Origin of the sequence: Candidatus Tokpelaia sp. (assembly GCF_008636115.1) — a bacterium.
In the GTDB taxonomy this organism is placed as follows: Bacteria; Pseudomonadota; Alphaproteobacteria; order Rhizobiales; family Rhizobiaceae; genus QLZD01.
Genome location: NZ_QLZD01000033.1, coordinates 109,273 through 133,943, shown reverse-complemented (window position 1 = coordinate 133,943; position 24,671 = coordinate 109,273). Strand labels below are relative to the sequence as shown.

Below are 24,671 nucleotides of genomic sequence, written 5' to 3'. Positions count from 1 at the left end.
GTCTTGCCTTGGCCTGTTTGCTGCTATATAAACAGCCTGCCTGTTTATCTCTATGTCTGACCCGCCGCTTATATTCTGTTCCCATATTATGCCATAAAAAAGCTCAAGAGAAAACCGCTCCATGCGCCCTGTTTTGTTACAGCCTCTTTTTGCCACGCTCTCTTCCCTTACCGGCATTGGTGACAAAATGCGCGACCGGCTGGCTGCTCTGTTAGGCGGCAGGGCCGCTGCTGCTGCGGCAGCGGATTCTCCCTTGAGCGCTCCTTTGCCGCGCCTGATTGATTTACTGCATTTTCCGCCTCAGACAATTATCGACCGGCGCGGCCATTATACTATCGCCACCCTGCCGGCGCAAAAAATTGCCAGTTTAGAGGTTTGTATCGGCCGCCATAAAGCGCCGCAGCAGAGCCGCAAAAACAGCCCCTATAAAATAAGCGCCCATGATGAAACAGGGGAAATGGATCTGGTCTTTTTTCGGGCGCGGGGCGACTGGCTGCAACGGCAATTTCCCCCCGGTGAAAAGCGTTTTATTTCTGGCAAAATTGAATATTTTAACGGTCTGCCTGCTATGATTCACCCTGATTATAGCGTTAAACCTGATGAGCGCCGCACTATCCCGCCGGTAGAGCCTGTTTATCCGTTAATAGCGGGGCTGACCAATCGGCTGATTGCCAAGGCAATGACGCAGGCGCTGCAACGCCTGCCCGATTTGCCGGAATGGCTGGGTGCCGATTTGCTCAAGCGGGAAAATTTCCCTTCTTATACCGGTGCGCTGCGGCAGTTGCATCGCCCGCACAGGCCGGAAGATATTGAGCCGACAAGCCCGGCGCGGCGCCGGCTTGCCTATGACGAATTGCTGGCCGGGCAAATTGCCCTGCGCCTGATAAGGCGGCAAAACCGGCGCGGTCAGGGCGCAAACCTGCCGCCTGGCAACAGCTATACGCAAAAATTACGCGCGGCTTTGCCCTTTAAGCTGACCGCCGCACAAGAACAAGGCTTTACCGAGATTTCGGCCGATCTGGCCAGGAAACAGCGCATGCTGCGGCTGCTGCAGGGTGATGTTGGTTCCGGCAAAACGGTCATTGCGCTTTTGGCCATGGCCCAGGCAGCGGAATCCGGCGCGCAGGCGGCCTTAATGGTGCCGACAGAAATTCTGGCGCACCAGCATTATGCTGCTTTGGCGCCGATGGCTGAGCAGGCAGGTTTGCGCGCCGTGCTCTTGACCGGGCGGGAAAAGGGCAACAAACGCGCCGTAATTTTGCAGCAAATTGCGCAGGGAGAAGTGCAGTTTATTATCGGCACGCATGCGCTGTTTCAGGCAGATGTCCTCTATCACCGGCTGGCCCTGGCGGTCATTGATGAACAGCACCGCTTCGGGGTTGAGCAAAGGCTGCAATTACTGGCCAAAGGCCAGGGGGTGAATATTTTGGTAATGACTGCCACCCCCATTCCGCGCAGCCTGGTTTTAACCGCTTATGGCGATATGGATATTTCAACCCTCAGGGAAAAGCCGCAAGGGCGTAAGCCGGTTATAACGGCTTTGCTTTCTATGGCCAAAATGGGCTTATTGTTGGCTTCAGTGCGGCAGGCGTTAGGGCGCGGCGATAAAATTTACTGGATATGCCCATTAGTGGAGGGCTCGGAAAAAAGCGATCTAACCGCAGCGACAGAGCGTTTTGCCGAATTACAGGCGCTTCTCAGTGCCCGGATCGGCCTGGTGCACGGTAAAATGCCGGCGGCAGAAAAAGATGCGGTAATGGCTGCTTTTAAAAGCGGCGCTATTCGGCTGCTGGTCGCTACCACCGTGGTAGAAGTCGGCGTTGATGTAACAGACGCTTCAATTATGATTATTGAACATGCTGAGCGTTTCGGCCTGGCGCAGTTGCACCAGTTACGCGGTCGCGTGGGGCGCGGAGAAAAAGTGTCTTCCTGCACTTTGCTGTATAAAGAGCCGCTTTCCGCCACGGCCAGAGCACGGCTTGGCATTATGCGCGAAACAGAAGACGGTTTTCGCCTGGCAGAAGAAGATTTGCGCCTGCGCGGTGAAGGTGATATTTTGGGCCTGCGTCAATCCGGCCTGCCCGATTTTTGCTTTGCCGACAGCCGTCTGCACCGCGATTTGATGGAGATTGCCGCCAAAAATGCTCGTTTGCTGGTGCAAAATGAGGCTATCTGGGCAACGGAAAAAGGCGAAGCTTTGCGCCTGTTACTCTGTTTATTCCGCCAGGATAATGCCCTGCGCCTGTTGCAATCCGGTTAATGGCGGGGGCGGGTCTTTGTTAAAAGATCGCCAATCTGTCCTTGTCTGAAAGTAAAGCGATAATATTGGGAAATTTCATGCGCAGGTTTTATTACCGGTTTTCGCTGGCGGCGGGTTTTTGTTTATGCTTTGTCGCCGCTGTGCTACCTTTGAAAAGCGGCAGAAGCAGCGCTTTGGCGGCAGGCCGGGAGAAGCCAAAGCCAATAGCAGCGGCCGGCGACCAGACAGTGCCGCCGGGGCAAAAAGCCGGCTGCGACCGGCTCAATTTTGCCGGGCAGTCTTTTATTATTTGCCGCGCCAGGCCGGGGCGTGACACTATCAGGCTGTTTCTGGCCGATAATGCGGGGCGGCCTTATAAATATTTTCGCAATATTCGCGCTGAACTGGCGCAACATGGGCAAAAACCGCTATTTTTAATGAATGCCGGCATGTATCACAAAGATTACCGCCCTGTCGGCCTCTATATTGAAAACGGCAACCCGCTTTCCCCGCCGGCCCGGCACAGCGGCAAGGGCAATTTTTTTATGAAGCCGAACGGCATTTTTTATATTGCCGGCGGCAAAGCCGGGATAATGGAGACTGAAACCTTTATAAAGGCCGGCATAAAGGCAGATTTAGCCACGCAATCCGGCCCGTTACTGGTGCGCGGCAATCGGCTCCACCACCGCTTTATCCTCAATTCTCCTTATAAGGAATATCGCAACGGGGTGGGCGTTACCGCGCAAGGTGAGGTTTTATTTGCCATTTCCGAGGGCAAGGTTAATTTTGACACATTTGCCCGCCTGTTTCGCGATGGCCTGCACACACCTGATGCGCTGTTTTTTGACGGCTCTATTTCCAGCCTTTATGCGCCTGAGATGCACCGCGCCGACTGGTTTTACCCTATGGGGCCGATCATTGGTGTTATTGCCCCCGTCCGCCAGGCAAAGCCGCTCAGCCAGGGCGACTGAAGCTTCAATATTCTCCCCTCCGGCGTCGGAATATTTCACTTACCCAATCAATAAATACTCTCACTTTCGGCGGTAAATAATGCCTGTCCGGCCAGAGCAGCGATACATCTTTGGCAGCGGGCGGAAAATCCGCCAGGATTTCAACCAGCCGGCCGGAGCGTATATGCCGCTCAACGCACAGATACGGCACCTGAATGATCCCTGACCCGGCAAGAGCGCAGTCAAGCAATATATCGGAATTATTGACCAGAATAGTGCCGGCGGGGCGGCAGGACACGACCTCACCATTTTGCCTGAATGTCCATGCCATGACCTCACGGCTATGTTCGCTGAAAAAATTTACCGCTTTATGACGCGATAAATCATCTGGTTTCTGTGGCAAGCCATAATGATTCAGATAATCAGGTGCCGCACAGCTCACCATTTTTATCTGCCCTAAAGGCCGCACGACAAGGCCGGAATCCGCCAGCCTGCCTAAACGGATAACGCAATCCACCCCTTCAGCGATCATATCGGCCTTACGGTCTGAGGCCGACAGGGCAATTTCTATCTCCGGATATTGCAACTGAAATTCCGCCAGAGCAGGAACAAGCATATTATGCGCCAGGGCAAGCGGCACATCAAGCCGCAAACGCCCGCGCGGCGGCTGTGCCGGAGAAAAGCCGGCCATAATATCCTTTACATGAACCAGCAGCAGCCTGGCTTGCCGGTAAAACTCTTCTCCCTCGGCTGTCATGCGCAATTTCCTGGTGGTTCGATGCAGCAGTTTAACGCCCAGCTCCTCTTCCAGCTGCGCAAGAGCTTTGCTGACCGCCGGCCGATGCAGGTGCAAAGCGTCCGCCGCCCGGCTAAAACTGCCCAGCTCAACAATCCGGATATAAATTTCCATCTGTTCCAGCAAAGATGAATACATTTTTACCCCCTGAACAGGCTTTCGCCCAGATCATTGCAAGCATAATTGTTTCCTGTCTTATAACACTGAATTATTGTTGCAGCTCTTTTTCTTATAGGCTGTTTTTTATAATTTTCTGCAGGCGGCCGTGCCGCACGGCACCTGACCGCTGATTATATTTTTATAAAGCAATAAGGAGAAATCTATCATGAAAGCATGGGTTCTGAAAGATTTTGGGCTGAAAAATCTGAAACTGGAAAATGTGCCGACACCAAAACCCGGCCCGGGCGAGTTACTGGTAAAGATCGGCGCTGTCTCTCTTAATTATCGTGACAAAGCTATTATTGAAGGCTTTTATGAAGCAGATAAAGTGCATTTCCCTTTAATCCCCGTTTCTGATGCGGCCGGCATTATTGTTGCCACAGGAGCCGGGGTCACACGCTTCAAAACGGGCGACCGGGTTAATTCTCACCTTTATTCCCATTGGATTGACGGCGCGCCGGCGGCTGATGAGCCGGACTGGTGCCTGGGCATGCCGCTGCCCGGCGGCCTGGCCGAATATATGATTCTTGATGAAAAGGCGGCCGTCAAAGCGCCGGCGCATATGTCTGACGAACAGGCTTCCACCCTGCCGATTGCGGCGCTGACCGCCTGGTATGCCCTCATGAATACAGGCAGGCTACAGCCGGGGCAAACAGTGCTGGTGCAGGGCACTGGCGGTGTTGCCGTTTTTGCCACACAAATTGCCCATGCTTATGGCGCTCATATTATCGCCACTTCCGGCAAAGACAGCAATCTTGAGCGAATCCGGCAGCTCGGGGCTGATGCCGGCATTAACTATAAAACACAGCCGGATTGGGAGCAGCGCGTGCTGGCCTTAACACATGGCAAAGGCGCGGATATTACCCTTGAAACGGCGGGAGGCAATGGTATCAACCAATCCATAGCCGCCACCAAAATTGCCGGCACGATTGCCCAGATCGGGTTCCTTACCGGGCAAACAGCACAGCTCAATTTAATGCCGCTAATTTTCCGCCAGACAAGAATTCACGGTATTGCCGTTGCGCCGCGCACAGCTTTTGACGCGATGAATCCTTTTCTGGAGCGCCACAAAATCCTGCCGGAAATTGACCATATTTACCGGTTTGATGAAGCTATTGAGGCTTTTCACCATCTTTCTCGCGGCGCTTTCGGCAAGATAATCATTAAAATCAGCACCTGAAGCCGCTTTTCTGCCGACAATCAAGCCCGATTCTCTTGAGCCTTCCCGCTTGTAACACAAAGCCGGCGGCAGCACGCTTCCCGCCGGCTTTATTGCTGACAGGCCGTGTCTGCTCTGCCGGCGGCGCGCGCCCGGCGGCAGAGCCGCGCCGATTACAGCCTATTCCACGGTTACCGATTTGGCCAGATTGCGCGGCTGATCAACATCTGTGCCAAGCCACAGCGCCGTGTGATAGGCTATGAGCTGCATCGGCACGGCATAGGCGATTGGTGCCGCAATTTCCGGCTGATCCGGCATAATCACCGTGGCCTGGGTTTTTAAACTACAGGCTGCCGCTCCCTTTTTATCAGTAATGAGGATAAGCCGCGCGCCGCGCGCCGCCACTTCCTGCATATTGGAAACTGTCTTTTCAAACCAGCGATCATGTGGCGCTATGACAATAACCGGCATGGTTTCATCGACCAGCGCAATCGGCCCGTGCTTCAATTCACCTGCCGCATAGGCTTCGGCGTGAATATAAGATAATTCCTTCAGCTTCAGCGCCCCTTCCAAAGCCAGCGGCCAGGCAGTGCCGCGCCCCAGATAAAGCACATGCTTTGCCGCCATTAAATCATGGCAGACAGCTTTAATCTGCTTTTCCAGCTTCAAGGCTTCATTGAGATAACGCGGCAATTCCGCCAGCGCCCCGATAAGAGCGCTTTCCTGTTTTTTATCCAATAGGCCGCGCTGCCGGCCGGCTTCAATCGCCAAGGCCGCCAGGACTGATAATTGCGCGGTAAAGGCTTTGGTAGAGGCGACCCCTATTTCTACCCCCGCCAGCGTGGGCAAAAATATATCCGCCTCGCGCGCCATGGTCGACTCCGCCACATTAACCAAAGCAGCGGTTTTTACCCCTTGGGCGCGGCAATAACGCAAACTGGCCAGAGTATCAGCGGTCTCACCTGATTGCGAGACAAAAAGCGACAAAGTGCCGGCCGGCAATGGCGGCTCGCGATAACGGAATTCTGAAGCAAAATCATTTTCTACCGGCAGTCGGGCCAGGTTTTCAAACCAGTATTTCGCTACCAGAGTAGCATAATAGGCCGTGCCGCAAGCTGTGCAGGATAGCCGCTCCACCCGCCGCCAATCAATCACCTGCTCTGCCTTTTTTACGGTTTTGCCGCCCAAATCCAGATAATGCGCCAGACTGTGAGAAACAATTTCCGGCTGTTCAAACATTTCCTTTTGCATAAAATGACGATGATTGCCCTTGGAAACCAGAAAACTGCTGCCGGTCGACACAGTCTCTGCCCGGGCGACCTCCTTGCCGGCTTCGTCATAAATAATAATATGGCTGCGGCTTAAAACCGCGCAATCGCCATCTTCCATATATGTCACACGGTTGGTAAACGGCGCCAGCGCAATAGCATCTGAGCCGATATAAACCTCGCCTTCACCGCGGCCAATCGCCAAAGGCGGGCCTTTACGGGCGGCAATCAGCAAATCTTCCTCACCGGTAAAAATAAAAGCCAGCGCAAAAGCCCCGCGCAATCGCGCCAGTGTCTGCCGCACCGCCGCTGCCGGCGCCAGCCCGTTTTCCATGGCATTTGTCACCAGATGAGCGACAATTTCCGTATCCGTATCGCTGCTGAAGCGGTAACCAAAGGCTGCCAGTTCTGCCCGCAATTCGGCAAAATTTTCGATAATACCATTATGCACTACCGCCACTTTATCCGTCATATGCGGGTGGGCATTGCGCTCTGTCGGGGCGCCATGGGTTGCCCAGCGCGTATGGCCGATACCGCTATGCCCATAGAGCGGGTGATTATGCAGCTTTTCTTCCAGCCGCGCCAGCCTGCCGCCGGCACGCAAGCGCACCAGTCTGCCCTTTTCCAATGTAGCAATACCGGCGGAATCATAGCCGCGATATTCCAGCCTTTTTAACCCGTCTACCAAAAGCGGCGCTACAGGCCTTTTGCCCAAAATGCCAATAATTCCGCACATAAAACCTCTCTTATCCCCTCATTTTATTGGCAGATTCTGCTTTCCGCCAATCTGTCCTCCGGCTTCTCTCAAGCACAGGCCGGGTTGTAATTTAATGATTTTCCTGCCCTTTTTTGAGAGAAAGCAGCGCTTTCAATCTTTTACCGCCTTCCGGCTTGTTTACCTGACGCGCGCGGCCAAAAGCCAGCGCTTCATCATCAACATTATGCGTAATAACACTGCCTGAAGCAATATAAGCCCCTTTGCCAATGCTAAGCGGTGCCACCAAAGCGCTGTTGGAGCCAATAAAAGCCCCGGCGCCAATGCTTATTTTCTCTTTATTATAACCATTATAATTGCAGCTAATGGCTCCGGCACCAATATTGCTGTCGGTGCCAATTTCAACATCGCCCATATAAGCCAGATGGTTTATCTTCACACCTTCAGCAATATTTGCCTGCTTGATTTCACAAAAATTGCCGATTTTTACATTATCGGCCAGTCGGCTCAGCGGCCGCAAACGCGCATAAGGGCCGATAATCGCGTTTTTGCCAATAGTCGCCCCCTCAATATAGCTGAAAGCGCGAATATGCGCCCCCGCCGCAATGATAACACCTGTGCCGAAAAACACATGCGGCTCAATAAAAACATCAGCAGAAATTGCCGTATCATAAGCAAAATACACAGTTTCCGGCGCCTGTAAGCTCACCCCGCCGGCCATAATTTCCTGCCTTTTGCGGCTCTGCCACAGTGCTTCGGCCGCTGCCAGCTCTGCCTGCGTATTGACACCGACAATATCTTCAGCCGCCATTTCCAGCACCTGCGCCTCAAGCCCGCGCTCTGCTGCCAGGGCGACCACATCGGTCAAATAATATTCGCCTTTGCTATTCTTATTGCCCACAGCGCGCAATAGCGGTAAAATATGCTCAGCTTTCAAAGCCATAAAGCCGCCATTGCATAATTTTATCTTTTTTTCCCGGGCGGTTGCTTCTTTTTCTTCAACAATTTTGACCGGCCGACCCGCTTTTTCCACCAGCCGGCCATAGCCCTGCGGTGCCTCTGTATAAAAACCACTGACCACAATATCCGCCCCTTTTGCCAGCTTTTGCCGCGCTTTTTCTATATATTGCGGGCGGATTAACGGCGTATCGCCATAGGCTATCACTATATCATCATAGTTTTTGCCCAGCAAATCTTCTGCCGCCAGCACGGCATGCGCCGTGCCCAGCCGCTGCTGCTGGATAAAAAACTGCGCCTTTGGCGCCAGTTTTTGCGCTTCGATCTGCACAGCGGCGGCTCCCGGCGCGATAATCAGCGCCATATCATTACCGGCAGCGGCAGGCATTGCCCGTATAACATGGCCTATCAACGACAAACCGCCGATTTTATGCAAAATTTTGGGCAGCCGGCTCTGCATGCGTGTTCCCTCACCTGCTGCCAGAATTATTGATAAACAGCGCCTTGTCATAATTTACCTCATATTATAGCCCCGGCCTCAAACCCGCTTGCGCGGCCGAAATTGCCGCTCTTAATCAACCCAGACTGCCAAGGGCGGGGAATCTCTCCAGCAGCCAATAGGAAATATGGTGCATAAAACCGCCCAGGAACAATAGGCCGGTTATCACCAGAGCCAGACCGATAAATTTTTCTACCAAACCGAGATAGCGGCGAAAACGCATGAAAAAGCGCATAAACAAACTTGAGAACAGCGCCGCCAATAAAAAAGGCAGCCCTAGCCCTAAAGAATAGACAACCAATAGCGCCGCCCCCTCACCCATGGTTGCGCGCGAGCCGGCCAGGGTCAAAATCGGCGCCAGAATAGGGCCGATACAGGGTGTCCAGCCAAAGGCAAAAGCCAGCCCCATAATAAAAGCGCCGCCAAGCCCTGCCGGCCGGTTGCGTGTTTGAAACCGTGCTTCACGCGCCAGCCACCCCAGGCGAAACAGGCCCAAAAAATTAAGCCCCATAATAATAATAAGAATTGCGGCAATAACGGCAATTTCTACCTGATAGCGCAATAAAAATGTGCCAAGAGCGCTGGCGCTGGCGCCAAGTGCCACAAAAACCGCTGTAAAGCCTGCAATAAAAGCAAGAGCGGAAAGGGTAATGCGGCAGCGCACGGAAACTCTGCCGCTTGTGCCCGCGCCTGCCGGCCCGCTATTGGCGCCAGCCGCGCGCAAATCCTCTACCGAGACACCGGCCATATAGCATAAATACGGCACAACCAGCGGTAAAACACAGGGAGAAAGGAAAGACAATGCCCCCGCCAGGGCCACGCCCGCCCATGAAATATCCATTTTTTACCCAAATCTGCTGCGCCGCAAACGCAGCTTTATCACTCAATTTTATCTATTTGCATTAAGATACTGCCGGGAATGGAAAGTCAAGGCAGGTCTTATGGCCGCCATGACTCTGCGCTGCCGCTTTTGGCCCGCCGGCACAGTGCCGCAAAACTTTATCATTTTTTACCGGCCGGCGGGGAAGCCGAGAGCTGCGCCGCACAGCCGGCATGAATAACAGCTACAGCTTCATCATCAATATTTATTTGCCCATTTATATAAGTGCCGGGCAAAGATTTATCCGCCAGAGCATTGAGCGAACAATTACAAAAATCGCGGCAGATTTGCTCAGTATTTTGTAACAGACAGCTTTCCACACAATCCTGCTGTAGCGCGGCGCGGGCAAAATTGTAACTGGGCAAAACAAGACAGGAAAACCCATATAGAGCGGCAATAAGCAGCGGCTGATGCACAAGATAAATTACCAGGCTGTGCCGCCCGAGAAATTGCAAAAAACGGCTCAGGGTAATTGGTCTGATACCGTCCTGCAAAATATGAAGCCGGGCACGGCGCGCCATGAAAGCAGCCAGGCTTTGCCCGGCCAGGGCCCAGGCAAACCAGGGGAAAAACGGCACATAGTCAAAAGACGGCGCAGCCGCGCGGCTTAGCCCCAGCCACCATAAAGCGGGATAAGGCAAATCAAGGCCAATATGGGGCAAAGAGAAGCACAGAGCAATAACAGCACAATTCAGCCAAAGCGGTGTGTGCAAAAACAACAGGCCGACCAGAGCAGCACAGGCCACAGCATGCAATATGCCGAAATAGATAAAATCCTGCGGCATAAATACCCAGGTGGTGCTCGATACCAGGGCGGCACATAATAAAATTACCGTAAAACGGCGGAAAAAAGCCTTTGGGCGAAAACCGGCATTTTGCGCCAGAAACAGGCTGAAACCGGCTAGAAACAAAAAAGCCGCCGCCACTGAGCGCGCCAATAGCAACAGCACCCCGCTTTGCGGTATTTGGTCGGAAATATAGCCGAAAAAGGATAAATCCCAACTGCAATGGTAAATAACCATGCCGATAAGCGCTATGCCCCGGGCAATATCTATTTTTTGCAAACGCCGCATCAAGTGCCAATCTCTCTCAAGCTGTAAATCTGCCGACACAGACAAAGCAATATATAGGCCTTGTATAGAAAATCTTAACGATAAATTATTTTTTCCGAAAAATCCGTTGATTTCATATTTCTTAATATGCTCATAAAGGAGAATTACAACTTACCGGGAAAACATAACAGGCAGGTGCATATTGGCGTAAATATAGAGGGAATGCGTTATGGGGAAGGATTATAGACAAAGCGGGAGGTTGCGCTTTCACTATGCCAAATGGGCAATGCGTTTTGGCCCGGCTTTATTTGCCGCCGCCAATATTGGCGGCTTTTGCAATAATGCGGCCGCTGCCGCAACGGCAATCCGCCCCGACAGCATCAATTTGAATGACGCCAATATTGGCGATTATTTGCACCAGTATAAGGGGGTAAACTGGCTCGGCTATGCCGGCAATCCCGAATTGAAACAGAATTATCGCCTGGCGGATTTCATATTTCTGGATACACTCGGCCTTAATGCGGCCAATACCGGCCTGACTATTGACACAAAGCAAAACAGCTTCCCTTATATGCCGATTCTTTTGCTGGAAGGCAGCCTGTATATTGGCAATGGCAGTCTGCATATTATTGCCGCGGCGTCTGAAGCCGGTTATAATTCCGGCGCTCCGCTTTTCCCTGAAATGCCGCCGCAGGCTATTGGCTTTGCATCGACCGTCACGGGCAGGAATGATTTTATTCAAACGGGCGGTTCGGTTGCCATAGAGGCGCATGATAATGCCATTGCCGTAAGCGGCGGCAATTTTTATGGAATTCAGGGCGGCAGTTTTGCTGTCCGGACACAAGACACAGCTACCGGCGTCAGTCTGGCTTATAGCGATCCGACCAGCGGCAATCATAATGGCGCCGATATTTTATTCCGGCAAACCGGCGGCTATATTGATTTCGCGGCGAGAGACAGCAGCATAGGCCTGCTGAGTAACCAATCGGCAGCAATAAGCGGCGGCAATTTGCAAATTTACGCTGCCGATCAGGCACAGGGCATAATGCTGGTAGATAATGACACAGAATTTCGCCAGCAAGGCGGCAGCATTTTTATTATGGCTGAAAATGACAGTGTAGGGCTCACCACAGCAAAATTGCAAATAGAAGGCGGCCACCTTTCCCTGCAAAGCAATAATACGGCCAAGGCTGTTTATATCACTTCAGGCCGGCATGAAGACGGAACGCCGACACAAGGCGAATTTCTGTTTAAAAGCGGGATAATGGAAATTGCCGGTCAAACCGCGGCCGGGGAGGAGGCGCATGATTATGCTGTTTATGGCGATGACGGCAGCCGCGCCTGCTTTGGCAAAGACAGTCTGCTGCGGCCTGTAATCAAGACTGATTTTGCCGATAAAGGGGCGATAACAGGCATATTAAGCTTCGGCTCGGTGCAAATTGAACCGCAGGCCCGGCTGGATATAGCAGATATAATAGCCGTAAACAGTTATAAACTCACCTCTGCCCGGCCCATTGCCTTGAATTTTCTGGAAAGCCGCACCACACCTGTAAAAGGTGAATTCACTCTTACCAATTCGGCCGCCAGACAAAAATTATTCTATAATTATGAAATCGGGCTCAGTGATGACAAGCAGAATTATCAATTACGCCTGCTGCCGAAAAGCCGAAACAGTGCCGGCAACAGCCAGACAGAAAGCCAGGCTTTGCGGGTTTCCGATATTGTTCACGGCAATAATAGCCGCGCTGCCGCCGCTATGGAAGGCAGCCTGCGCAATTATCACACTGACAAGGCAGAAAAAACAACATATTACACGCTAAAAACCTTATATGACGCGCTTTACAATAGCAATCTTGGTGAAGAAGAAAATATTAACAGCCGGTTACAAAGCCTTTCTCCGCATCAATCCACCCGGCTGCCTGCCCTGGCTCTAACAGTGCAGGAGCATTTTGCCGATGATCTGCGCCGCGCAATTACGCAATTTTCAACCGCCAGTGCTGCCAATAATGAAATAATAGCAGAACAGGCAGCAGCGAGCAGCAGTGAAGATTCACCGGCGCTCTGGCTGAAGCCCGCCGGCAGTCACGATATATACCGCGCACAAAACCGCTCTTTTGCACGTTTGAGCGCCGATTATGGCGGTTTTAATTTTGGCGGCACAGCACATTACGGTAATTTTGCCCTTGGTATTGGCGGCGGCTTTGTCTCCGGCCGTTTGCATGGCGGGCAAAATTATCATGCCAATATGCGCTATTTCCTGTTTGGCGGTGCCCTTGCCTATGCCCGGCCGGCACGCGGCAATTTCCGCCCGGTTATGGATATAAATTTCAGTTACGGTGCCGGCCGTTTCCAGCACTATCGGCGTGACAGTTTTGCTGCTGTCAACCGCGCCACTATTAACCAGAACAGCTTTATGGTCAGCGCCGTCATAAGCCATTATTACCGGGCGAAATATTACAAGCTGCAATTTGCGCCGCAATTCGGTCTCGATTATGCTTATATTCATCAAAGCGCTTATAGCGAAAAAGGCGGGCTTTTGCCGCTGCATGTCAAAAGCGCCGCCTTTAATGCCTTGCGCCCCAAAATCGGTGGCGCGGTTTTGTGGAACAGCACACATAGGCTGCGGTTAATGGCCTATACATATTACCGCTATGATTTATTGGACACTAATATCAATCTGGACACAGAATTGCGCCATATTGCAGCGGCAGCATGGACAAGCAAAGGGGAAAACAGCAGTCGCTCTTCTGTCAGCAGCGGCATGGAGTTTTCTTATCACTGGCGGGAAAATAGTGTTGTGAGCAGCGCTTATGATCTCTCTATGCGCCGGCACAGAACAGCACAGAATTTTTCTATTCGGGTGAAAATTGCCTTTTAAGCCTGATAACAGCGCTAAATGGCAATTAAACGCAGGCGCTCCGGCTTTCACCCGGGGCAAAAATTTGAGGATTATTATGGCGCCCAATAATAAAGGCAAAAAATTTGTCGCGACAGATATTCTGATTATTATTATGGTGCTGGCAGCATCTGCCTTGCTTATTGTTAAAAACCGGCAGCGAGCAGCGCATGAGCCGGTTTGGGCAGAGCCGGCTGCAATTCAACTGCTCGAGGGCTATGCCGAAATTGAAGATGGCGATTCGCTTAAAATCAAGGGGCAGCGCCTTCGCCTTGTTGGCCTTGATGCCCCCGAATTGAAGCAATATTGTTATATAGAAGACAAAACTTATGCTTGCGGCCGCATAGCGGCCGATTATTTGCGCCGGCTTGTCAATAAACGCCGCGTGCGCTGCCAATGGGCAGAAAAAGATAAATATCAGCGCCTGTTAGGCCATTGCTTCGCCGGCGACAGTGATTTAAACCGCCAAATGGTTGTTGCCGGCTGGGCGGTAAATTACAGCAGCCCCGGAGACGGCGCTAATAATTACAAGAAAGAAGAATATCAGGCCCGGCTGGATAAACACGGCCTGTGGCAAGGGCATTTCAAACGGCCGAAAGACTGGCGCAAACAACACCCCCGATTGTAACCGCCGCCGGTAAAACAACCTCTGCTGCCGGCTTTACCTGTCCAGGCTTTTCAGGCCGGCTCGGCAGCGGGTTCCGCTGCGGCAAAACTTGCCATTTGCGCATGACACAAAGCGGCCGATTTAACAATAGCGGCAGCAAGCGCTGCGCCCGTGCCCTCACCCAAATGCAGCCCCAAATCCAATAACGGCTTTTTATCAAGAAGCTCCAGTAATTTCCTGTGCCCAGGCTCAGCCGCAACATGCCCGGCAAGGCAATGATCCAGCGCGCGCGGATTGGCCTTGTATAAAACCGCCGCAGCAATGGTGACCGCAAAACCGTCCAGAATAACGGGGATTTTTTCCATACGCGCCGCCAGAATAGCGCCGACTATCGCCGCCAGCTCACGCCCGCCTGCCCGGCGCAATACTTCAAACGCATCAGCTTTAGCGCAATAAGGCTTATGTAAGGCAACAGCGCGGCGCACAAATTCAAGCTCGCGCTCAAAAAAACCTCCCTTTATGCCGGCAGCGGGGCTTAGCCAGGCCTCAGGCTCGCCGCCAAATAACAGGCAGGCCATGGCAGCGGCGGCGGCACTGCCATTACCCATATCACCAAGGCACAGCAAATCCGTGTCGCCGACAATCGCCTCCATACCGAAAGCCATAGTGGCGGCACAACTGCGCTCGTCCATGGCGGCATCAAGGCTTATATCCTCAGTCGGGTAAGCCAGCGCCAGATCATAAACTTTCAGACCCAAATCATTGACCGTGCAAATCTGGTTGATAGCGGCCCCGCCTTTGGCAAAATTATCCACCATATGGCGCGTAGTCTCTGGCGCATAAGGCGAAATATTATTTCTGGCAATACCGTGATTACCGGCAAAAACCGCTACTAAAGGCCGCATGATTAGCGGCTTTTCCCGGCCGCGCCAGCCACAGAGCCAAACGGCAATTTCTTCCAGCCGGCCCAGCGCGCCAGGCGCGCAGGCCAGTTTGGCCTGCCGCGCCCGCGCCCGCGCCATCTGGCCGGCATCTGCCTCCGGCATGGTTTGCAAAAGCGCGCGAAAATCATCAAACGGGCGGCCAATCGTATTCATGACATCTATCCGGTAACAGGGGCTGACACTATGGGTTCAGGAATTGAAACACGCAAGGGTGTATAACAGGCGGCGGCAAAAGGCAAAAGCTTTAGCCGCAATTTCCCCTTTTGGCCATGCGCCCGGCCACTTGCCTGTCCCGTTTCCCGGCATTGGCGTGACGCCTGCCATAATCTCCGACATTTCCGGCGGCGGCATTGTCAGGCCGGCCCAAAGCCTTTATCGGCAAAATCAATATGGGCAAAGGCCTCATATAAAACCGAGCAATCCGCCGATGATTCATTAGCCTTGCTCGATAAAATCTGCCGCCAGGCTTTTGCCCCTTTAACACCGTGAAACAGGCCGATCATATGGCGCGTAACCTGGTGCAGGCGACCGCCGGCAGCAATCAGAGCGGCACAATAATCGGCCATAATATTGATTATTTCCCCATAATCTGTTTGCTGCTCACTGTCGCCGTCAATAAGGCTGTCTATCTGCGTCAGTAAAGCCGGGTTATGATAGATTGCGCGCCCCAGCATAACTCCGTCCGTTTTCTGCAAATGCGCTTTGGCCTCTTCTATTGTGGCAATACCGCCATTTATGCCGACAAATTTGCCGGCATAATGCCGCTTGAACCGGTAAACACGTTCATAATCCAGAGGCGGAATTTCACGATTTTCCTTAGGCGAGAGACCGTCAAGCCAGACTTTGCGGGCATGCACCCAAAAAGCATCGGCTCCGGCCTGCCATACAGGGGCGGCAAATTTATCCAGAGTTTCTGCTATAGCAAATTTATCCACCCCGATACGGCATTTAACAGTGACCGGCAGGCTGACAGATTTTTTCATCGCCTCAACCGCGCGGGCGACTTTATCCGGCTCCAGCATTAAACAAGCGCCAAAAGCGCCGGCCTGCACCCGGTCTGACGGGCAGCCGACATTCAAATTGATTTCATCATAGCCGAAATCTTCACCAATATGCGCTGCTTCTGCCAGTTTTTGCGGATCCGCGCCGCCTATTTGCAAGGCAACAGGGTGCTCTTCTGCGGCAAAGCCCAAAAGCCTGTCTCGCCGCCCGTGAATAATCGCCTCGGCTACTGTCATTTCGCTATAAAGCAGTGCTTTCCTGCTTAATTGACGATAAAAATAACGGCAGTGCCGGTCTGTCCAATCCAGCATGGGCGCTACGGCAAAAACCGGCTTCTGCCCCGTTGCAGCAAGAGAAATATCATATATATTTTTATTCACGGCAGCAAAGCATATCCCTGTTACAAGCAGCGCTTTTGCAAAATCGGCGCCGCATTTTACTGCGGCATACAGAATTCGGGCAAAAAAGGCCAGCCTGCCCCGGCATAATTTCTTTGTTTTTTGTCTGTTTTGCTCTAATATCGGCACCCTCGCGGCTATCGCCGCGGCGTAATTAAAAATAAGGCCCAAAACAGGGCAAAAGGGCTAAAATCTATGGCTACAATGCCTGTTATACCCCAAAAACCGCTCACCACCGGCTTATGCCTGCTTATAGCCGTGCAATTTTTGCTTGCCGGCCTGTTTAACGGCTTTGTCACCGGCCGCGCGGCAGCCCAGACAGGCGCTATCCCCATTATTCGCGATGCCGAAACAGAAGCTTTAATCAGTGATTATGCCCGCCCCATTTTGCAGGCGGCCAGGCAGCGCACCGATATTCGCGTGATTATTGTCAATGATAATAATTTTAACGCTTTTGTTGACGGCCGGCGCATTTTTGTCAATAGCGGCGCCTTGATTGAGGCCGAAACACCTAATGAAATTATCGGCGTGCTGGCGCATGAAGTCGGGCATCTGGCCGGCGGTCACCAATATCGCCTGCGCGATCGCATAAAACAGGCGCAAACTTTTGCCGTTGTCGGCATGCTGCTGGGGCTTGGCACCGGCCTGGCCGGCGGCGGTGCAGCCGGCGGCGGCATTATGGCCGGCAGCCGGGAAATGGCTCTGCGCAATCTTTTAAGCTATCAGCGCAGTGAAGAAACTATTGCCGATCGTTCTGCCATTACTTATCTTAATCAAACCGGGCAATCGGCAAAAGGCATGTTAAAAACCTTTGAGCGTTTTTCCAATAATCTGGCACTTTCCGGCATCAGGCCGGATCCGTATCGCCAAAGCCACCCGCTGCCGCAGGCGCGCATTGCCGCCTTGCGGGAACTGGCGGAAAAAAGCCCTTACTATAATAAAAAAGACCCGCCCGAGCTGCAATTACGGCATGATCTGGTGCGCGCCAAACTGGCCGCTTATCAACGAAAAACGGCGCAGTTACGCGCCTTTTTTGCCAGGGAGCCAAATGGCCTGCCCGTCCGTTATGAGCAGGCAATAAACGCGGTTGAAACCGGCGCGCCGCAACAGGCGGTTATACGCATAGAAGCTTTGATAAAAGACAGGCCGCAAAACCCTTATTTTCACGAATTATTAGGAGATGCCTATATTAAAGCCAATAAACCGGCACAGGCAGCACAGGCCTATAAACAGGCTATTGCGCTGGATAAATATAAATCACCGCAGCTTTATCTTGGCTATGGGCGCGCGCTTTTGGCGGCAAACGGCACTGCCAATAATCAGCTTGCCGTCAAAGCCTTGAAAACCGCCCTGAACAAAGAAAATGATGATCCCGCAATTTATAATTTCCTGGCGCTGGCTTACGGCCAGGCCGGCAAGCCGGCTTTGGCTGATCTGGCTACGGCAGATATGCACTATTACGGCGGCAATATTGGCGAAGCGCGTTATTTTGCCGCGCGCGCCAAACAAGGCCTGAAGCCAGGCTCGGCCGACTGGCTGCGGGCGCAGGATATATTAAATGTTACAGCACCAGACAGGCGCTAGGCCGGGCATGTTCTGCCGTTTTTTGATGCCTGCCCTTGTCCTTGCCGCTTAAGGCTGATATTTATTAGTCTTACGGGTATTTTGGCAGGGTCGATAATTATCTGCCGCATTTTCCTGCCAAAAACAGATGAAGGATTTTATTTTCTATGATTTTATGCCGGAAATCGGGGCGCGCTGTTATTTTCAGCCTGTGTTTATCTGCCTGTTTTAGCATAATTTCGCCCGGTTTGGTGCCGGCAGCGCCGGCAGAAGGCGCTATGGATATTGAGGCGATTAAAAAAGCTCTGCTTGACGACCCGCTGTTTTTAAGCCATTTGCATGATAGAATTTCGGCAGATTCCATCAATACAGATATAATCCGCCAATATCTTTTAAAAAATCCCGAAATTCTGGTTGAAATGCAGGAAGTGCTGGCCGCTAATGCCAATAAACAAGCACAGACTTTAGAAGAGCAGACCAAAATTCTGCAGGAAAATCAGCAGATTTTATATCATACTGCCAATGATATTATCCTTGGCGATAAAAATGCTCCCATAGTTTTTCTGGAATTTTTTGACTATAATTGCGGTTATTGCAAGCGCGATTTCCCGGAAGAGAAGAAACTGGTCGCCGCCCATAAAAATGTTAGAATCATTATGAAGGATTATCCTATTTTGAGTGATGATTCGGCGCAGGCGCATTTGGTGGCGCAGGCGGTCAAAAAACTGGCGCCGGAAAAATATCCCGCTTTTCATGAAAAAATGATGAGCTTAAAGGGACGTGCCACCCAAAAAACTGCTTTGGCAACAGCGCGTTCGCTTGGCCTGAACATAGACAGCCTACAGGAGAAAATGCGCGATCCCGACACGCAGCAGGCTATGCTGGCAAGCGCGCAAATTGCTTACAGACTGGGTTTGAATTATGCCCCTGTTTTTATTTTGGGCACAAAAATTCTGGGTGCAGTAAATATGCAGAATCTGCCGCAAATTATCGCTGAAGAAGAGCAACGCCTGGCCGGCAGCAAATGAGAGAGCCGCTGCTGCTATCTCAGCGTTAAACAAGGCAAAACAAAGGGGAGCGGCGCAGGCGCAAAAGACGGCAGAAGCGGGGCTGTGCCTTTGCGACCGCAAAACGGGGTTTATTTTGCTTTTGCAGCAAATATGAGATAAAAGGCTCTAAAGGCAGCACTACAATGTCGTCTATTGAAGGAGTGAAAATAAATGACAACCAGAAATGGGGATAAAGGTGTCGGTATTGATATGGAAATTATCCGCAAAATGGCGGCAATCCTGAATGAAACCCATCTTTCCGATATTGAAGTAGAGCAAGATGGTATGCGTATTCGCGTTTCACGCAATCCTGCCGCGGCTCCTGCCCCGGCGGTTTATACAAATATTCCGGGCAACGCAGCGCCGGCAGCAGCAAAATCCTCTCCCGCCAGACAAGAACCCAATCCTGAAAATACTGTCGCCTCGCCTATGGTTGGCACAGCCTATCTGGCTCCGGCTCCTGGAGCGCGCTCCTTTGTAGAAGTGGGGCAAAATGTCAGCGAAGGGCAGACTTTGCTTATTGTCGAAGCCATGAAGACCATGAATCAAATTCCGTCTCCTCGTTCAGGCACAGTTACGGCTATTCTGGTGGCCAATGAACAGCCGGTAGAATTTGGCGAAGCACTGGTTATTATAGAATAAGCGGCTTTTTCCTGTTTCAGGTAACAGGCTGTTTTGAATTTTGTCTGAAAGAGAATTTACCTTAATGATAAAAAAAGTTCTTATTGCCAATCGTGGTGAAATTGCCTTGCGCGTTTTGCGTGCCTGTAAAGAATTGGGGATAAAGACTGTCGCCGTGCATTCTACTGCTGATGCCGATACCATGCATGTGCGTCTGGCTGATGAGAGTGTGTGCATAGGCCCGCCGCCCTCGCGCGACAGTTACCTCAATATTCAGCAGATTGTTGCCGCGTGTGAGATCTCCGGCGCCGATGCTCTGCACCCGGGCTACGGTTTTCTTGCTGAAAATGCCAAATTTGCCGATATACTGGCGGCGCATAATATCACTTTTATCGGCCCTACTGCTGATCATATCCGTCTTATGGGTGATAAAATCTCTGCCAAAAAAACGGCGCAGGAATTGGGGATTCCCATTGTGCCGGGCTCGGCGGGTGCCGTTAATGATGAAGCGCAGGCATTGAAAATTGCGGCTGAAATCGGTTATCCGGTTCTTATCAAAGCCTCGGCCGGCGGCGGCGGCCGCGGTATGAAAACTGTCCGTCAGGCAGAAGAATTATCTTTGGCGCTCAATGCGGCTCGATCTGAGGCGGCAGCGGCTTTTGGCGATGATTCAGTCTATATTGAAAAATATCTGGAAAGGCCTCGCCATATTGAAGTGCAGATTTTGGCAGACGGCAGAGGCAATGCCATTCATCTGGGTGAGCGCGATTGCTCTTTGCAGCGCCGCCATCAAAAATTATGGGAAGAGGCAGGCTCTCCGGTTATCAACACGGAGCAGCGTGCCAAAATCGGTAAAATTGTTGCTGATGCCTGTGCCAGGCTGCAATATCGCGGCGCCGGGACAATCGAGTTCCTCTATGAAAACGGTGCTTTTTATTTTATTGAAATGAATACGCGCCTACAGGTGGAGCACCCGGTGACCGAAGCCGTTACCGGCATTGATCTGGTGCAAGAGCAAATTCGCATTGCCGCCGGCGAAGATTTGGCCTTGCGGCAGGAAGATGTGCGTTTTACCGGCCATGCGATAGAATGCCGCATCAATGCCGAAGATCCGGTGCATTTTACGCCTTCGCCCGGTTTGATTACCCATTTTCACGCGCCGGGGGGGTTTGGTGTGCGGGTAGATTCCGGCGTTTATTCCGGTTATCGTATTCCGCCTTATTATGACAGCCTTATTGGCAAACTGATTGTCCACGGCAAAGACAGGCAGCAATCTATTATGCGGCTGAAACGCGCTTTAGACGAATTTGTAGTAGACGGTATTCGCACAACTGTGCCGCTCTTCCAGGATCTGGTCAATAATCCCGATATTATCAAAGGTGATTATGATATTCACTGGCTGGAGCGCTATCTGAGCCAAAAAAGCGTCTAAAAAGTCAAGCGGTTCTCGCGGCCGCTTTCTTATCGGCGCGGCTAGAGATCTTGAACATAAGATCATGTCTTAGCCAAGCGCTTTATTACCCCCACCCGTAGATCAATAAGCCCTGAAGTAATATTATCTAAGCCCTTATCATCGTAAAATTTCTCACTGTCGCAACCGTTTTTAAAATCCAGTTTTAGTCTTTTGCGCAGGCCCGAAATATAATCTGGGTCATAAGGCGCAAAACCTTGAATACCTCTCTTGATAATACGCTCAATATGTTTCCCGTCACGGTTATAAATATTAACAAATTCCCCCGAAATTTTTGTGCGATAGTCAAATTTCTTTAAAATTTCTCCCAGAACGCGGAGCGTCAAAGGACAATCACCTTTTGTGGTTTTTCTCGTATTGGCTTCAAGCCATTTAGTAATATCGGCGACTTCATTTTTTTATCTTCCGATATTTTATGCGCCGCAGTTTTTTTGGTAAATTCATATAATTGCTTATCTGTAATATCATGCAACCAGTAATTTTCTCTTGCCAATAAAACCTGAGCAGCGATCAAGGCTGTGCGTTTATTACCATTATAAAAAGGGTGATTATTGATAATAGCATGAAACAAAACAGCCGCTTTCTGATGAATTGTGCCATAAGCAGCTTTTATTCCGGCTGATTGAAAAGCTCTGGCGGCTGAAGATTCAAGCATATTCCGGTCTTTTATTCCGGGCGGAGAAATGGGGTCTTTGGAATTAGAAAATTTTTCTGTTAGAATCGTATGAATTTGAGTAATCTCGCCTGCGCTGATTCTGTCTGCCACAGTCCCGTTCATAATAGCATCTTGGCCCTGCAAAAACATAATTGCCTATTATATAGAATCTAACCTCATTCTTGTAAACCTGGACAGTGTTTTGCAAATTTATCTGCATTCTGCACACAGCAAATAAAAAGACTCCCCGGCGAAACCGAAGAGTCCTTAAAAAAGCTGTAAGCCATGACCGGCTGCGACAAAGATTATTTTGTCGGCTGAATCCGCTCTGACTGAGCCTTGGCGGCTTCCGCATCGGCCTTGGATTTTTCAGCATAAGCGCGCGCTTCTTCGCGGGCGGCTTTCTTCTCATCTTTGAGATATTGATCATAGGCTTCGCGTTTTTGCTTCAGCCATGCCTCCATCTGACGGATTTCTTTTTTCTGCGTGGCGATAATTTCTTTGGCAAGAGCGCGTGTCTGCTCATCTTTGCCATATTTCAACTCTACCTCGGCCATAGCAATGGCGCCTTTATGGTGAGCAATCATCACGCGGGTGAAATCAATATCGGCATTGCCGATATAATCAATCATCATCTCGCGGTGCATTTTTTCAGTGGCTTTAACTAGGCCGCGCGTGGAAGCCGGCAATTTATCAAAAGGAACGGCAGACTGAACAACCGCCCGGCCATGATCCGACACAGCTTTAGGCTGGGCAGCAGCCACAGCAGGAACAGCACTCGAAGCAGCAAAAGCAACGAGAAGCGCAGTAATTGTTTTCTTCATTTTTCTCTCCATACTCTTAATGACGCGGGACAAGCAAAAGAATTCGCTTTGATTGAAGCGTAATCCCCTCTCCTCCGGAGAGTCTATAGAGCGAAATCAAGGCAAAAGCAATCATAGAATATTGCCGATACAAACATATTTCAGCTCAAGAAAATCCTCAATGCCGAAATGCGACCCTTCGCGCCCAAGGCCGGAATATTTTATACCGCCAAAAGGCGCCTCGGCGGTGGAAACAAGCCCGGTATTAACACCGACAATACCATATTCCAACGCCTCTGCCACGCGAAAGACGCGGGCCATATCTTTGGCATAAAAATAGGAAGACAGGCCGAATTCCGTATTATTGGCCTGGGCAATGACATCATCTTCATCATCAAAGCGGAAAAGCGGCGCCACCGGGCCAAAAGTTTCTTCCCGCGCTATCTGCATTTTTGCCGTTATATCGGTCAGAATGGTCGGCTCAAAAAATGTGCCGCCCAAAGCGGAAGACTTGCCGCCAAGGATAATTTTACCGCCTTTCGCCAGTGCATCGGCAATATGTTCTTTCACCTTTTCTACCGCTGCCTTATCAATCAACGGCCCCAATGTCACGCCGCTTTCCAGCCCGTTACCCAGCTTCAGCCGGCCGACAGCCCGTTTCAATTTGGCAGCAAAACGGTCATAGATTTTTGCCTGCACATAGAGACGATTGGCACAAACGCAAGTCTGGCCGTTATTGCGAAATTTGGCGATAAGTGCGCCGGCAACGGCCGCATCAATATCGGCATCGTCAAAAACAATAAAAGGTGCATTACCGCCTAATTCCAGCGATAATTTCTTGATTGTCGTGGCCGATTGCGCATAAAGCCCGGCGCCCACTGCGGTAGAGCCGGTAAAGCTTAATTTACGCACAACCGGGCTTTGGGTCAAAACCGCGCCGATTTCTGCCGATTTGCCGGTGACTATGCTAAACAGCGCCAAAGGCAGCCCCGCTCGCTCGGCCAGCACAGCCAAAGCAATGGCAGAAAACGGTGTCTGACTGGCGGGTTTTAGCACCATAGCACAACCGGCGGCTAGAGCCGGCGCCGCCTTGCGGGTAATCATGGCATTAGGGAAATTCCACGGCGTAATAGCCGCCGCTACCCCAATCGGCTGTTTGAGCACAATCAGACGTCTATCTGCCTGTGGCGCGGGGATTATTTCGCCGTTAATACGGCGCGCCTCTTCGGCAAACCATTCAATAAAGCTGGCGCCATATTCAACTTCACCAATCGCTTCCGCCAGCGGCTTGCCCTGTTCGGCCGTTAAAATCAGCCCTAAATCTTTTTTATGGGCGATAAGCAGATTATACCATGCGCGCAAAATATCAGCGCGTTCTTTAGCCGGCTTTTTTGCCCAGGCTTTCTGCGCGGTTGCAGCGGCGGCAATCGCTTTTTCCACCTGTGCCGCACTGCAAACCGGCACCTGGCCGATTGCTTCTCCTGTGGCGGGGTTATGCACAGCCAGAGACTCGCCCGAACGCGCCGCAACCCAGGCACCGGCAATCGGCACAGCCTCTTTGAACAAAGATTTATCTTGCAAAAGATGACGCATAAAACACCCTTACCTGTCTCGATTTAGCCTCTGCCTGCGACAATCTACCGCAAATAGGGCTTTTTAATGATAGTTTTAGCTGCGCTCAAATCGACAAAGACAGCAAAATGCGAACAGTCCGACAAAATATATAAAGCGAAATATTGATATAGGGTGAAAATATTGCGGCAAAACGCATTTCAGGATTGAAGCCGGCAAAGCAATAGGTTAAAAGCGGGTTGCTGTTTTGTTTTGGCCGCCGGTTTCGGGCTGAAACAGCGTATTTTGTCTGGTTATTGCCGCCTGTCGGCGTTATTACACCGGCCGGGCAAATTTAGGCACCCGTAGCTCAGCTGGATAGAGCGCTGCCCTCCGAAGGCAGAGGTCACAGATTCGAATTCTGTCGGGTGCACCAA

The 24,671-nt window shown here is 51.4% G+C and carries 20 protein-coding genes and 1 tRNA gene; 10 read left to right on the top strand and 11 right to left on the bottom strand.

Annotated elements, in window-relative coordinates; translation table 11 throughout:
* Nucleotides 1-121: 121 nt before the first annotated feature.
* Together recG and DPQ22_RS06445 are read left to right on the top strand one after the other, a co-directional pair.
* Entirely contained in the window at nt 122-2,260 is a 2,139-nt protein-coding gene (recG, locus tag DPQ22_RS06450; RefSeq protein WP_150214297.1) for an ATP-dependent DNA helicase RecG, read from the top strand.
* Nucleotides 2,261-2,337: 77 nt separating this feature from the next.
* Complete coding sequence (locus DPQ22_RS06445; RefSeq protein ID WP_150214294.1) at nt 2,338-3,210, top strand: phosphodiester glycosidase family protein; 873 nt, start codon at nt 2,338-2,340, stop codon at nt 3,208-3,210.
* Between the two features lie 4 nt (nt 3,211-3,214).
* On the opposite strand, the gene DPQ22_RS06440 is transcribed toward DPQ22_RS06445, so the two are convergent.
* Entirely contained in the window at nt 3,215-4,123 is a 909-nt protein-coding gene (locus DPQ22_RS06440) for a LysR family transcriptional regulator (protein ID WP_150214292.1), read from the bottom strand.
* Between the two features lie 187 nt (nt 4,124-4,310).
* Here DPQ22_RS06440 and DPQ22_RS06435 point away from each other — a divergent pair, with 187 nt between their 5' ends.
* Nucleotides 4,311-5,324 (top strand): zinc-dependent alcohol dehydrogenase family protein, encoded by a 1,014-nt coding sequence (locus DPQ22_RS06435; RefSeq protein ID WP_150214289.1) that lies wholly within the window; start codon nt 4,311-4,313, stop codon nt 5,322-5,324.
* A gap of 159 nt (nt 5,325-5,483) precedes the next feature.
* On the opposite strand, the gene glmS is transcribed toward DPQ22_RS06435, so the two are convergent.
* The 4 genes from glmS to DPQ22_RS06415 form a co-directional block, all read right to left on the bottom strand.
* Nucleotides 5,484-7,307, bottom strand: a complete 1,824-nt coding sequence (gene glmS / locus DPQ22_RS06430) for a glutamine--fructose-6-phosphate transaminase (isomerizing) (protein WP_150214287.1) — start codon at nt 7,305-7,307, stop codon at nt 5,484-5,486.
* A 91-nt stretch (nt 7,308-7,398) separates the two neighbouring features.
* The gene (gene glmU, locus DPQ22_RS06425; RefSeq protein WP_425305157.1) at nt 7,399-8,757 is read right to left on the bottom strand and encodes a bifunctional UDP-N-acetylglucosamine diphosphorylase/glucosamine-1-phosphate N-acetyltransferase GlmU; all 1,359 of its coding nucleotides are present in this window, start codon (nt 8,755-8,757) and stop codon (nt 7,399-7,401) included.
* A gap of 61 nt (nt 8,758-8,818) precedes the next feature.
* On the bottom strand, nt 8,819-9,583 hold the full coding sequence (locus tag DPQ22_RS06420; protein WP_150214282.1) for a cytochrome c biogenesis CcdA family protein: 765 nt from the start codon (nt 9,581-9,583) through the stop codon (nt 8,819-8,821).
* Nucleotides 9,584-9,744: 161 nt separating this feature from the next.
* Nucleotides 9,745-10,695: a DUF1624 domain-containing protein gene (locus tag DPQ22_RS06415; protein ID WP_150214280.1), complete on the bottom strand. Its 951-nt coding sequence runs from the start codon at nt 10,693-10,695 to the stop codon at nt 9,745-9,747.
* 208 nt (nt 10,696-10,903) lie between these two features.
* On the opposite strand from DPQ22_RS06415, the gene DPQ22_RS06410 reads away from it, so the two are divergent.
* Nucleotides 10,904-13,552: an autotransporter outer membrane beta-barrel domain-containing protein gene (locus tag DPQ22_RS06410; RefSeq protein WP_150214278.1), complete on the top strand. Its 2,649-nt coding sequence runs from the start codon at nt 10,904-10,906 to the stop codon at nt 13,550-13,552.
* Between the two features lie 76 nt (nt 13,553-13,628).
* Nucleotides 13,629-14,198 (top strand): thermonuclease family protein, encoded by a 570-nt coding sequence (locus tag DPQ22_RS06405; RefSeq protein ID WP_150214276.1) that lies wholly within the window; start codon nt 13,629-13,631, stop codon nt 14,196-14,198.
* Nucleotides 14,199-14,248: 50 nt separating this feature from the next.
* Here the strand turns inward: DPQ22_RS06405 and DPQ22_RS06400 are convergent, their stop codons facing one another.
* Nucleotides 14,249-15,274: a nicotinate-nucleotide--dimethylbenzimidazole phosphoribosyltransferase gene (locus DPQ22_RS06400; protein WP_150214274.1), complete on the bottom strand. Its 1,026-nt coding sequence runs from the start codon at nt 15,272-15,274 to the stop codon at nt 14,249-14,251.
* A gap of 200 nt (nt 15,275-15,474) precedes the next feature.
* Nucleotides 15,475-16,503, bottom strand: coding sequence for a tRNA dihydrouridine(20/20a) synthase DusA (dusA, locus tag DPQ22_RS06395; RefSeq protein WP_256371582.1), 1,029 nt, complete (start codon nt 16,501-16,503; stop codon nt 15,475-15,477).
* Between the two features lie 213 nt (nt 16,504-16,716).
* Here dusA and DPQ22_RS06390 point away from each other — a divergent pair, with 213 nt between their 5' ends.
* The 4 genes from DPQ22_RS06390 to accC all read left to right on the top strand — a co-directional run bounded on the left by DPQ22_RS06390 (nt 16,717) and on the right by accC (nt 21,186).
* Entirely contained in the window at nt 16,717-18,105 is a 1,389-nt protein-coding gene (locus DPQ22_RS06390; RefSeq protein WP_150214272.1) for a M48 family metalloprotease, read from the top strand.
* Nucleotides 18,106-18,251: 146 nt separating this feature from the next.
* A complete protein-coding gene (locus DPQ22_RS06385; protein WP_150214270.1) occupies nt 18,252-19,112 on the top strand; it encodes a DsbA family protein in 861 nt (286 codons plus the stop codon).
* Between the two features lie 192 nt (nt 19,113-19,304).
* Nucleotides 19,305-19,775, top strand: coding sequence for an acetyl-CoA carboxylase biotin carboxyl carrier protein (gene accB, locus DPQ22_RS06380; RefSeq protein ID WP_150214268.1), 471 nt, complete (start codon nt 19,305-19,307; stop codon nt 19,773-19,775).
* A gap of 64 nt (nt 19,776-19,839) precedes the next feature.
* Nucleotides 19,840-21,186 (top strand): acetyl-CoA carboxylase biotin carboxylase subunit, encoded by a 1,347-nt coding sequence (gene accC / locus DPQ22_RS06375; protein WP_150214265.1) that lies wholly within the window; start codon nt 19,840-19,842, stop codon nt 21,184-21,186.
* A gap of 62 nt (nt 21,187-21,248) precedes the next feature.
* Here accC and DPQ22_RS06370 read toward each other — a convergent pair whose 3' ends face one another.
* The 4 genes from DPQ22_RS06370 to DPQ22_RS06355 form a co-directional block, all read right to left on the bottom strand.
* Complete coding sequence (locus DPQ22_RS06370; RefSeq protein ID WP_150214263.1) at nt 21,249-21,551, bottom strand: hypothetical protein; 303 nt, start codon at nt 21,549-21,551, stop codon at nt 21,249-21,251.
* Nucleotides 21,548-22,030 (bottom strand): type II toxin-antitoxin system death-on-curing family toxin, encoded by a 483-nt coding sequence (locus DPQ22_RS06365; protein WP_150214261.1) that lies wholly within the window; start codon nt 22,028-22,030, stop codon nt 21,548-21,550. The genes DPQ22_RS06370 and DPQ22_RS06365 overlap by 4 nt, the downstream gene beginning before the upstream one ends.
* Nucleotides 22,031-22,185: 155 nt before the next feature.
* Nucleotides 22,186-22,704, bottom strand: a complete 519-nt coding sequence (copM, locus tag DPQ22_RS06360; protein ID WP_150214259.1) for a CopM family metallochaperone — start codon at nt 22,702-22,704, stop codon at nt 22,186-22,188.
* Between the two features lie 111 nt (nt 22,705-22,815).
* Nucleotides 22,816-24,276: an NAD-dependent succinate-semialdehyde dehydrogenase gene (locus DPQ22_RS06355; RefSeq protein ID WP_150214257.1), complete on the bottom strand. Its 1,461-nt coding sequence runs from the start codon at nt 24,274-24,276 to the stop codon at nt 22,816-22,818.
* A gap of 317 nt (nt 24,277-24,593) precedes the next feature.
* Between DPQ22_RS06355 and DPQ22_RS06350 the strand changes: the two genes are divergently transcribed.
* Nucleotides 24,594-24,670, top strand: a tRNA-Arg gene (locus DPQ22_RS06350).
* The last annotated feature ends 1 nt before the right edge of the window (nt 24,671 follow it).